Origin of the sequence: Lysobacter sp. ESA13C (assembly GCF_019970005.1) — a bacterium.
Classification (GTDB): domain Bacteria; phylum Pseudomonadota; class Gammaproteobacteria; order Xanthomonadales; family Xanthomonadaceae; genus Lysobacter; species Lysobacter antibioticus_B.
Genome location: NZ_JAHXYK010000004.1, coordinates 506,794 through 516,749, shown reverse-complemented (window position 1 = coordinate 516,749; position 9,956 = coordinate 506,794). Strand labels below are relative to the sequence as shown.

Annotated in this window: 9 protein-coding genes; 5 read left to right on the top strand and 4 right to left on the bottom strand. The window is 67.0% G+C overall.

Annotation, left to right across the window (positions count from 1 at the left end):
- The first annotated feature begins 72 nt into the window (after nucleotides 1-72).
- Together LC490_RS11105 and LC490_RS11100 are read left to right on the top strand one after the other, a co-directional pair.
- The gene (locus tag LC490_RS11105) at nucleotides 73-2,400 is read left to right on the top strand and encodes an isoamylase (RefSeq protein ID WP_223620204.1); all 2,328 of its coding nucleotides are present in this window, start codon (nucleotides 73-75) and stop codon (nucleotides 2,398-2,400) included.
- A 149-nt stretch (nucleotides 2,401-2,549) separates the two neighbouring features.
- The gene (locus LC490_RS11100) at nucleotides 2,550-3,779 is read left to right on the top strand and encodes a hypothetical protein (protein WP_031372379.1); all 1,230 of its coding nucleotides are present in this window, start codon (nucleotides 2,550-2,552) and stop codon (nucleotides 3,777-3,779) included.
- A 15-nt stretch (nucleotides 3,780-3,794) separates the two neighbouring features.
- Here LC490_RS11100 and LC490_RS11095 read toward each other — a convergent pair whose 3' ends face one another.
- The gene (locus tag LC490_RS11095; protein WP_223620203.1) at nucleotides 3,795-4,838 is read right to left on the bottom strand and encodes an AraC family transcriptional regulator; all 1,044 of its coding nucleotides are present in this window, start codon (nucleotides 4,836-4,838) and stop codon (nucleotides 3,795-3,797) included.
- Between the two features lie 278 nt (nucleotides 4,839-5,116).
- On the opposite strand from LC490_RS11095, the gene LC490_RS11090 reads away from it, so the two are divergent.
- Nucleotides 5,117-5,812, top strand: coding sequence for an alpha/beta hydrolase (locus LC490_RS11090; protein WP_223620202.1), 696 nt, complete (start codon nucleotides 5,117-5,119; stop codon nucleotides 5,810-5,812).
- A 300-nt stretch (nucleotides 5,813-6,112) separates the two neighbouring features.
- Here LC490_RS11090 and LC490_RS11085 read toward each other — a convergent pair whose 3' ends face one another.
- On the bottom strand, nucleotides 6,113-6,907 hold the full coding sequence (locus LC490_RS11085; protein WP_031372376.1) for a helix-turn-helix transcriptional regulator: 795 nt from the start codon (nucleotides 6,905-6,907) through the stop codon (nucleotides 6,113-6,115).
- Nucleotides 6,908-7,113: 206 nt separating this feature from the next.
- Between LC490_RS11085 and LC490_RS11080 the strand changes: the two genes are divergently transcribed.
- Entirely contained in the window at nucleotides 7,114-8,259 is a 1,146-nt protein-coding gene (locus LC490_RS11080) for an MFS transporter (RefSeq protein ID WP_223620240.1), read from the top strand.
- Between the two features lie 67 nt (nucleotides 8,260-8,326).
- On the top strand, nucleotides 8,327-8,905 hold the full coding sequence (locus LC490_RS11075; RefSeq protein ID WP_223620201.1) for an alpha-ketoglutarate-dependent dioxygenase AlkB: 579 nt from the start codon (nucleotides 8,327-8,329) through the stop codon (nucleotides 8,903-8,905).
- Between the two features lie 18 nt (nucleotides 8,906-8,923).
- On the opposite strand, the gene LC490_RS11070 is transcribed toward LC490_RS11075, so the two are convergent.
- Nucleotides 8,924-9,130 (bottom strand): hypothetical protein, encoded by a 207-nt coding sequence (locus tag LC490_RS11070; protein WP_031372373.1) that lies wholly within the window; start codon nucleotides 9,128-9,130, stop codon nucleotides 8,924-8,926.
- A 96-nt stretch (nucleotides 9,131-9,226) separates the two neighbouring features.
- Nucleotides 9,227-9,898 carry a GIY-YIG nuclease family protein gene (locus LC490_RS11065; protein ID WP_223620200.1) on the bottom strand — a complete coding sequence of 224 codons (672 nt, stop codon included), beginning with the start codon at nucleotides 9,896-9,898 and terminating at the stop codon, nucleotides 9,227-9,229.
- Nucleotides 9,899-9,956 lie beyond the last annotated feature (58 nt).

The following is a 9,956-nucleotide window of genomic DNA, read 5'->3' as shown; positions in this document are numbered from 1 at the left end:
CGCAGCAACGGCCTTAGAGTAGCTCGGCGCGCGCAGACTGCGCGCCTTCCGACTCGACAGGAGTGCGTGGCGATGCGCGATCAGACGCGGTGGTGGAACGGCGTGGCGAGTGTGGTGCTGGCAACGATGTTGGGCCTGCTGGGCAACGGCCAGGCACGCGCCGCCATCGATGCCCAGCAGTTGGGCGCGCGCTACGACGCCAGCCAGAGCAATCTCAACTTTCGCGTCTATTCCTCGCGCGCCACTCGCATCGAGGTGTGGTTGTACAAGACCGCCTCCGGCGCGCAGGAAGTCGCTCGCCTGAGCATGACCAAGGATGCGGCAACCCAGGTCTGGTCGAAGTCGGTCGCGACCAGCACCATCAAGACCAGCTACGGCATCACAGGCACGGTCTACTACGGGTATCGCGCCTGGGGCCCCAACTGGCCCTACGACGCCGCCTGGAGCAAGGGCAGCGGCACCGGTTTCGTCAGCGACGTCGACAACGCCGGCAACCGCTTCAATCCGAACAAGCTGCTGATCGACCCCTACGCGCGCGAACTCAGCCAGGACCCGAACACCGCCGCCTGCGCCGACGGCACCCTCTACGCCAGCGGCGCCAGTCATCGCAACAAGGACAGCGGCGCCTGCGCCGGCAAGAGCGTGGCCCTGCCCGCCGATGCCTCGTCGATCGGCAGCAAGCCGACCCGCGCGCTCAAGGACGAGGTGATCTACGAAGTGCACGTGCGCGGCCTGACTCGTAACGACGCCAGTGTGCCTGTCGCCGAACGCGGCACCTATGCCGGCGCAGCGCGCAAGGCCGCCTACCTGGCGGGGCTCGGCGTCACCGCGGTCGAATTCCTGCCGGTGCAGGAGGCGCAAAACGACCAGAACGACGTCGACCCCACCTCGACGACGAACGATAACTACTGGGGTTACATGACCCTGAACTATTTCGCCCCGGACCGCCGCTACGCCGCCGACAAGAGCGCCGGCGGGCCGACCCGCGAATGGAAAGCGATGGTCAAGGCCTTCCACGACGCCGGCATCAAGGTCTACATCGACGTGGTCTACAACCACACCGGCGAAGGCGGCCCCTGGGGCGGCAGCGACGGACTGACCGTGTACAACCTGCTGTCCTGGCGCGGCCTCGACAACCCCGCCTATTACTCGCTGACCGCCGACCTCAAATACCCCTGGGACAACACCGGCGTCGGCGGCAACTACAACACCCGCAACACCGTGGCCCAGAACCTGATCGTCGACTCGCTGGCCTATTGGCGCGACGCGCTCGGCGTCGACGGCTTCCGCTTCGATCTGGCCTCGGTGCTCGGCAACAGCTGCCAGCACGGCTGCTTCAACTTCGACAAGAGCGACGCCGGCAACGCGCTCAACCGCATCGTCGCCGAACTGCCGCCGCGCGCGGCAGCGGGCGGCGCCGGTCTCGACCTGATCGCCGAACCCTGGGCGATCGGCGGCAATTCCTATCAGGTCGGCAACTTCCCCGCTGGCTGGGCGGAATGGAACGGCCTGTACCGCGATGCCCTGCGCAAGAAGCAGAACAAGCTCGGCGTCGAAGTGGTTACGCCGGGCACCCTGGCCTCGCGCTTCGCCGGGTCCAGCGACCTCTACGGCGACGACGGCCGCAAGCCCTGGCACTCGATCAATTTCATGGTCGCCCACGACGGCTTCACCCTCAACGACCTCTACGCCTACAACGACAAGCAGAACAACCAGCCCTGGCCGTACGGGCCTTCCGACGGCGGCGAAGACCACAACCTGAGCTGGGACCAGGCCGGCGTGGTCCTCGAACAACGCAAGGCCGCGCGCACGGGATTGGCCTTCATGATGCTGAGCGCCGGCGTGCCGATGATCACCGGCGGCGACGAAGTGCTGCGCACCCAATTCGGCAACAACAACACCTATAACCTGGACTCGGCGGCGAACTGGCTGTACTGGACCCGCGACAGCATCGAGGCCGACCACGAGACCTACAGCAAGCGCCTGATCGCCTTCCGCAAGGCGCATCCGGCGCTGCGTCCGGCCAATTTCTACAGCGGCTCGGACGGTAACGGCAACGTCATGGAGCAGTTGCGCTGGTTCAAGCCCGACGGCGCCCAGGCCGATGCGGCGTATTTCAACGGCAGCGGCAACCACGCCCTCGCCTGGCGCATCGACGGCAGCGAGTTCGCCGACCCGGCCAGCGCGATCTACGTCGCCTACAACGGCTGGTCGGGGCCGGTGAACTTCGTCCTGCCCTGGCCCGGCAACGGCAAGCAGTGGTACCGCGTCACCGACACCGCCACCTGGAACGAAGGCCCGAACGCAGTCGCGGTGCCGGGCTCGGAAACCCTGATCGGCGGCGAGAACGCGACCTATGGATTGCAGGCGCGTTCGCTGCTGCTGTTGATCGCGAAGTGATCGCGAGCGCCGCACCTGCGAGGTGGCCGTGATCGCCATGCCGTCGCGTTGTATGGGCTGATCCGCGACGGGAAAACGTCGGGCGACGCGTGTCGCCCGTCACGCTCCGCATCGCGGCCGCGTCGGTTCCGATACGCCGGGAGGCCCGCATGTGGCAGTTCCAGACCATCCGCAATCCAAGCGAGGCCTCGCTGTGGTTCAGCGACGGCCTGCCGATCGATAGCTGGCGCGGCGGCAAGGGCGTATCGAGCCGCTTGATCGTCGACGGCGAGGGCTTTCTCGACGTCACCGATTTCCAGAACGGCTTTCCGTTCGGTCCGGTGATGGATTTCATCGACTTCAACGGCGCCGATTTCGACTACACCCCGAACCCGAGCGCGAGCTTCGACCTGTACCTGCCCGGCGACGGCAGCTTCACGGTGACCGCGGCGGCAACCGGGGTTACCCGATCCGGACAGCTCAAGCCCTTGCCGGTGGTCGCGGCCGCCGATGCGGCCTACCTGGACCAGATGATCGCCGACAAGTACGTGCCCTATCAGGACATCCCCGATGCGCCGGGCAAGAGCTTCGCCCAGATCGCCGCGCTCGGCGCGCAGTTGTTTCCGTTCTCGCCGTACAGCTTCCAACTGGCGATGTCGATCTACGACTGGACCACGGCCTCGTTCACTCGCCTGGTGTTCATGAAGATCTTCGAATACACCGGCATGAGCCAGTCGCCGTTGCCGCTGGACCAGGACAGCATCGCCACGGCGATCTGGGAATCGAACTGGAACACCTACAACCCGAGCAACGCCGACTACATGAACTCCTTCATGATGACGCCGGCCTCGTCCCTGGCCGACGTGCAGTCGCAACTGGCCGCGGTGGCGACCCGGTTGCAGCAGTTCAGCGACGTCGAGAACCGTTTGCTCGCCGCTGCCTATCAGGCTATGCCGCGCACCAGCATCGTCGACCAGCCGCAGCTCTTCAGCGGGCAGATGGACATCTACCAACTCGGCATGGAGCACTTCGGCATCGAGTTCCTGCAGTGCCCGCTCAATGCCGGCCCCGACACGGTGCCGCTGCAGATCGACTTCAACCAGGCCATCGCCGATTACATCCGGCCCGGCGACACCATCACCACCAAGATGGTCTGGAGTTTCGGCAGCAGCATGAGCGAGGCGATGCAGTACCAGAACGGCATCGTCCTGGTCGCCAACCCGCCCGACGGCGCCTGGGTCTGGGATGCCGCCAGCTACATCACGCCGCTGTCGGACGACCCGGACAAGATCGAATACACCTTCGCCCCGGGGACCTCGTTCCTGGTGCAGTCGGTCGAACAGACCCAGAACAACGGCGTCGACGTCTGGGTCATCACCTTGCTCGTGTCCGGCGCTTGAGCGCCGCCGGCGCACTCAGCGCAGCGGCGGTTCGCGCAGCCGCTTGCGGTAATCGCTCGGCGCGCTGCCGAACACACGCCGGAAGCCGCGGCTGAAGGCCGGCTCGGAGCCATAACCGACCTGCGCGGCGATCTGCGAAATGCGCAGGTCGGTGCGCAGCAGCAGGTCTGCGGCGAGCTGCATCCGCCATCCGGCCAGATAGCGCATCGGCGGTTCGCCGACGCGTTCGGCGAAGCGCTGGCCGAGCGCGGAACGCGACTGATGCAGCCGTGCGGCCAACGCCTCGACGGTCCAGTCGAACGCCGGTTGCGCGTGCAGCAAGGCCAGGGCGCGGGCGACCAGCGGATCGCGCAAGGCGGCGATCCAGCCGCGTTGCTGCGTTGGCGCCTGCGCCAACCAATGCCGCACCGCCCAGATGAAAACGATGTCGATCAAGCGCGCGATCATGATCCGGCTGCCGATGTTCGGCTGCCGCGCCTCCTTGCGCATCGCCGCGAAGCTCAGCGCCAGCCATTGCTCGGGCGAGTCCTCGCTGGGGCCGTCGGCGCCGCCGGTGCGGACGTGCAGCCATTCGGGCAAGGCCCGCACCAGCGAGGCGCCGCTGAGCGCCTCGAACTCGAATACGCCGCTGGTCAGCTGCGCGCACGCACCGCGCTGTGCGCCCGTCGCGACCGCGTCTGCCAGGATCCGATGCGCGTGCCCTTGCGGCAGGATCAGCAAATCGCCCGGCTGCGCGACGATCCGCTGACGGCCGCCCTGCGCAGCTTCGATCACGAACAGGCAAGGCGCGTCGGCGACGAAATGGAACATCGCCCGGCCGCGCGGATGGCGCAGTGCCTGGCCGAGGCGCAGTCGAGTCTCGCCGAGCAGTTCGCCATGGAGTCGCGCCAGGCGAAAGGCCTCGAAGAACACATCGGTTTGGATCGGATCGGTCTGAAGCGGGTCTGCGGGCGGGTCGGTTCGTGCGGGGGGTTTGCGGGCCTTGCGCGCCTGCGCGGGCGGCGGCGCGACGACAGGATCGACGTTTCGGGCGGCGCGGACGCTCTGGCGTTTCGGCATCGGAGTGCGGCGTTTCGGTCACGCCGCGGCCGCGGCTGGGCTCTAAGTTAAGCGCTCGGGCCGGCACCGCCACAAGCCCCGCCGCGGCGACGTTGCGAACCTGCAACCGTGGGCCACGGCTTCACGGCGGGCATACACGCGGGCATGAAACGCTCGCCGCTCGCGAGGTATGAAGCGCTCGCTGATCGCGAGCTTGGGCCGCCGGCCCCGTCGGGTCGCCACGCCAACGGGCGATTCAGGCATCCAGTGCGTTGGCACCACCATTCGGGAACACCAACATGAGCAGTCAACCGACCATCGTCCTCGTCCACGGCTTCTGGGGCGGTGCGGCCCACTGGAGCCGCGTCATCGTCGAGCTTGCCCGCAAGGGCCACGCCCTGCGCGCAGTCGAGCTGCCGCTGACCTCGCTCGCCGACGACGTCGAGCGCACCCGCAAGATGGTCGCCCAGGTCGACGGGCCGGTGCTGCTGGTCGGCCATTCCTATGGCGGCGCGGTCATCACCGAGGCCGGCAATCATCCGCACGTGGCCGGGCTGGTCTATATCGCTGCGTTCGCGCCGGACGCCGGCGAAAGCCCCGGCGGCATCACCCAACAGGCAGTGCCGCAGGCGGCACCCGACCTCGCCCCGGACAGCGACGGCTATCTGTGGCTGAGCGCCGACAAGTTCCACCAGGACTTCTGCCAGGACCTCAGCGCCGACGAAGGCCTGGTCATGGGCGTGACCCAGAAGGCGCCGTTGGCCAGCACCTTCGGCGACACCGTCGCTACCCCGGCTTGGAAGAGCAAGCCGAGCTGGTACCAGATCTCCAGCCAGGACCGGATGATCGCACCGGAAAACCAGCGGCGCATGTCGGCGCGTCTGAACGCGCGCAAGGTGATCGAGCTCGATGCCAGCCATGCCTCGCTGGCTTCGCGCCCGGCCGAGGTGGCGGCGCTGATCGAGGAAGCGGCCGCGGCGCTGGGTTCTCGCTGACAGCGGTTTCGGCGAGCGGGATGCTGGCGTCCCGCTACGCTGGAGCTTCGTCGTGGCTGCAAGGGCGTGGTCGCGGCTCGCGCCGCTCCTACTCAGAAGCACGCAGCTCAGGGGGTAGGAGCGGCGCAAGCCGCGACCGCGAAAACCCGGAATCGACGCCGGCATCGGACACAGCTCGGACAACGAGAGCCGACTGAACCGTCTGTTCGCACGCCGGCCATCTCAACAAAGCAGGACATCGAATGACGGGGGTATTTGCGGATCATGGTCGCGGCTTGCGCCGCGCCTACCCTTGGCGACTCAAGCGCCCTCGCGCGCAGGCCCATGCGACATCGCCAGATACCGGCTCGGCGGCATGCCGATCAGGCGCTTGAACATGGTCGTGAACGCCGAGGCGCTTTCGTAACCCAGGTCCAGCGCCAGGGTCGTGATCGGCTCGCCCGCGGCCAGCCGCGGCAAGGCGGCGAAGATCGCCGCCTGTCGGCACCATTGGGCGAAACTGGTGCCGGTTTCGCCGCGGAAACGGCGGGTGAAGGTGCGCCGGCTCATCGCCAGGTCGCGGCACCAGTCGTCGATGGTGTCGTGCGGCGAGGGATGCGCGAGGTAGGTGCGGCAACGCTTGGCCAGGCGCGGATCGGCCGGAAAAGGAATGTCCAGCGGCAACACCGGCGCGCGTTCGATTTCCTGCACGATCAGCGAATAGATCAGGTCCGGCCGCGACCCGCTCTCGGCCTGCAACGGCAGGTCTAGGGTTTCCAACAACAGCTCCCGCATCAGCGGCGACACCCCGACCACCCGACAGTCCCGCGGCAAGGCCGCGCTGAGCTCGGGCTCGATATAGACGCTGCGCGTGCTGATCGCGACCAGCACATGCACGTCGTGGGCCATGCCGGCCGGAATCCAGGCCGCGCGTTCCGGCGGCACGATCCAGCGCCCGGTCTCGGTGCCGACCACCATGATCCCGTATGCGGCGTACAGCAGCTGCGAGCGGCGATGGCGGTGCCGGGCGATGCGATGGTGGCTCGGGTGGTCGTTCGAGGTCGCGACGATACGGCCCGGCAAGGCGTCGACCTGGGTCGCAAGGACATTGCGCATTGGCCCGATCTCGAAGATTGTTGACCTGAACAATAATGCGGGCATGCGCACGGCGGCGTCTACTGGTCGCCATGACCACCCTCGATACCCCGAACGCGTCGAACGACGCATCGATCGATACGCTCGCGACCGCCGCCCTGCCCGCTTTCGAAGCGGATCACAAACCCGCCGAAGCGGCCGGCCGCATCGCTTTGCCGATCCTGGCGATGCTCAGCGTCTGCCATCTGCTCAACGACATGATCCAGTCCTTGCTGCCGGCGATCTATCCGCTGCTCAAGGACGCGTTCAAGCTCGATTTCGGCCAGATCGGCCTGATCACCCTGACCTTCCAGGTCACCGCTTCGCTGTTACAGCCCTTGGTCGGCATCTACACCGACAAACGGCCGATGCCCTACTCGCTCGCCATCGGCATGGGCTTCACCCTGACCGGCCTGTTGCTGTTGTCGCGCGCATCGAGCTTCCCGATGTTGCTGCTCGCCGCGGCCCTGGTGGGTTCGGGCTCGTCGGTGTTCCATCCGGAGTCCTCGCGGGTGGCGCGCATGGCCTCGGGCGGCCGCCACGGCCTGGCTCAGTCGCTGTTCCAGGTCGGCGGCAACGTCGGCTCCGCACTGGGCCCCCTGCTCGCCGCCTTCGTGGTGATGCCGCGCGGCCAGGGCAGCGTCGGCTGGTTCGCTTTCGCCGCGCTGACCGCAATCGTGATCCTGAGCCGCATCGGCGTGTGGTACCGCGAACAGATCCCGGCGCAACGCAAGAAACAGGCTAGCGCTGCGCGCGCGTCGCTGCCGCGCAAGACCATCGCCCGCAGCATGGCGGTGCTCGCGGTGCTGATCTTCTCCAAGTATTTCTACATGGCGAGCCTGTCGAGCTACTACACCTTCTACCTGATGGAAAAATTCCAGCTCAAGGCGCAGGACGCGCAGGTGCACTTGTTTGTCTTCCTCGGCGCAGTCGCCGCCGGCACCTTGCTTGGCGGGCCGATCGGCGACCGCATCGGCCGCCGCTATGTGATCTGGTTTTCGATCCTCGGCGTGTTGCCCTTCACCCTGCTGCTCCCGCACGCCAACCTGTTCTGGACCACTGCACTAACCGTGGTGATCGGCCTGGTCCTGGCCTCGGCGTTCTCGGCGATCCTGGTCTATGCGCAGGAGCTGGTGCCGGGCCGCACCGGCGTTATCGCCGGCCTGTTCTTCGGCTTCGCCTTCGGCATGGGCGGCCTCGGCGCCGCGGCCCTGGGCCAGCTCGCCGACCGCATCGGCATCGAAGCGGTGTACGCCCTGTGCGCCTACCTGCCGGCGATCGGCCTGCTGGCCTGGTTCCTGCCGAAACTTGAGAAGCCGGCAGCCGCTGCCTGACGACCGCGAGCTGCGAGGCTGCGGCGCCCGTCTCGCAGCTTGAGAATGTTTCGTCGCATCATGCGCTATGCACCAGCATTCGTTGTTCGAGGCCGACCCGCAGCAACCGATCCGCGACGCCGAAGGCGGCGTGCGTTATCTGCCGGGCGTGTTCGATGGCGAGTGGTCGATGCGCTTGTTCTCGGCCCTGCTCGAACAGGCCGCGTGGACCTCGCAACAACGCATGATGTACGAGCGGCTGATCGACGTGCCGCGGCGCATGGCGATGTATCGCCTCGATCGCGACGCACTGCCGCCGATGCTCGCCGACACCGCCGAACGCATCGGCGAATTGTTGACGACCCCGTTCAACAGCGTCGGCCTGAACCTGTATCGCGACGGCCGCGACAGCGTCGCCCTGCACAACGACAAGCTGCACAACCTCGCACAGGGCCGGCCGATCGCAGTGTTATCGCTCGGCGCAACACGGCGCATGACCGTGCGGGCCAAGCGCCCGCCGCACGCAACCTGGCAGCTGCAGCTCGAATCCGGCAGCCTGGTGGTCATGAGCCATGCCTCGCAGCAGCATTACGACCATGGCATCCCCAAGGCGCCCGGCGTCGTCGACCCACGCATCAGCCTGGCGTTCCGGGTGCGTACCGATTGAGTGCGTCCGCCCGGCGGATCAGCCCATGGTCGAGGCGTGCCCGGTCGAAGCCTGCAGGGCCGCCGCCAGCGCCGCGTCGCCGGATACCAGATCGTTCCAGCTCAGCGCGATGCCCTTGCGCCGGCCTTTCTCGGACAGTTTGAGGCCATCGGGATCGACCGTCAGCGTGTACAGCTTGCCGTCGATCTCCACTTCGCGTCGCATCGGCTTGTCGAGTCGGGTCATGGTCGTATCGCTCCTGTGTGCGGTCGGATGCCGAAGCCTTGCTAGCCGATCTGCTTGCCGATCTGCGCCGTTCGAACGCTGGCGCGATCCGAACTCTCAGTCTCTCGAACCGCTCGCTCGATACCACGCCAGCAAGGCCTCGGGCAGGCGCGGTTCCAGCTCGACGCCCAAGGCCGCATGCGCATCGAGCGAGTCCAGCAACTTGCGCCGCAAGGTCCGCAACCCGGGTTGGTCGAGCAGCGAGACATCGCCTTGCAGTTGCGTCATCAGGGCGGCGCTGCGGTCGTACAAGTCATCGCCCTGCGCGGCGAGTTGCCGCCCCAGCCATTCGCGCAGCGGGCGATGCACGGTATGACCGACGGCTTGCAGGCGCACCGCCTCCTCGGCCAGCGCCCGATAGGCGCCGCGATACCACTCGCTGTGGCCGCCGGCCTGCGCGTTCACGGTCAACGGCGCCGGTGCGTTGTAGTCGCTCAGGCGACGGCGCAGGTCCAGTTCCAGCTTGCGCGCATCGCCGACGGTCTCGGTTTCGACCAGGAAGGCCAGGTCGAGATCGAAGAACTCGAAAAACCGCGTTTGCAGCGCTTGGATGCGCCCTAGCGGCCCGCGCGAGAAGCCCAGCTTGAGCAGGTCCTCGTAAGCGCAAGGCAGCACGTACAGATAGCAGACGCCTTCGCTGGCACTGTGGATGACCGCGGGGTCGGACGAGCGGATGGCGCGCATGCCGCTAGCATCGCCGATCGCCGGTGAAGCCGAAAGCATGCTCATAGGACGTTCCGCAACGGCTCTGAAAACTGTGCGCAAGTTCGAGGATTTGCGGATCGGC